An 833-nucleotide genomic window follows, 5' to 3' on the forward strand; every position below is an offset into this window, starting at 1 on the left:
CAGTCCACGCCCGCCGAGCAAACTGCGCCCGCTGAGCAGCCCACGCCCGCCGAGCAGTCCACGGCCACCGAAGAGACCGCGCCCGTCAAGGAGTCCGCGCCCACCGCGAACACGTCCATGCGGCCCCCGGTCGAGCCGCCCGAGCACGCGACGCCCAGCCACCCCCAGCCCGTGGAGCCCCAGGTGGCGGCGCCGCAGACCGAGTCGCCGCCCACCTGCGGCGAGCCGGTCATCACCCTGCCCACCGCCGAGGACCCCAGCGTCGAGGTCACCTTCGACCCGCAGAGCTGCCCCCAGGAACACCTCGAGGAGAACGCCCCCGCGCAGGCGGACGGCCTCAAGGAAAGCGCGTAGTCCGCCGGGACACGCGGCGCCCCTCCCGACTCAGGCCAGGAGGGGCGCCGCGCCGTCCCGCTCAGACCAGGCGCTCACCCGTCTCAGGGTGAAAGACATGCAGCTCACCAGCGTCACGCACGGCCACCGCCACGGTCTGCGCCAACGCGGGCGGCGTCCGACCGTCCACCCGCATGACCAGCCGCTCGTCCGACCCCCGCACCGAACCGTGCACCAGCGCGTCGGCGCCCAACTCCTCGACCAGCTCCACGACGAGCTCGAACCCCTCCCCCGCGCCCGAGGGCACCAGCGCCAACGACTCCGGGCGCACGCCCAGCGTCACCCGCTCGACCCCCGCCTCGGCCACGGCGGTGTTGGTCTCGCGGGGCAGTTCGAGCCCGATCCCACCCAGGGTCACCCCGGCCGAGGTCACCGGCACCTCGACGAGGTTCATCGCGGGCGAGCCGATGAACCCCGCCACGAACGCGTTCGCAGGCCGG

1 protein-coding gene and 1 pseudogene are annotated in these 833 nt (G+C 74.4%); one reads left to right on the forward strand and one right to left on the reverse strand.

All coding sequences use genetic code 11. From position 1 onward, the window contains the following. Positions 1–354 (forward strand): annotated as a pseudogene (locus GCL84_RS29060) (hypothetical protein); the annotation flags it as partial. A gap of 61 nt (positions 355–415) precedes the next feature. Here GCL84_RS29060 and GCL84_RS00845 read toward each other — a convergent pair. Then, positions 416–833 (reverse strand): TOBE domain-containing protein (locus GCL84_RS00845; RefSeq protein WP_156753379.1); only part of this gene is annotated, 418 nt, incomplete at its 5' end.

The sequence above is a fragment of the Actinokineospora pegani genome (genome assembly GCF_009745975.1).
GTDB classification, from domain to species: domain Bacteria; phylum Actinomycetota; class Actinomycetes; order Mycobacteriales; family Pseudonocardiaceae; genus Actinokineospora; species Actinokineospora pegani.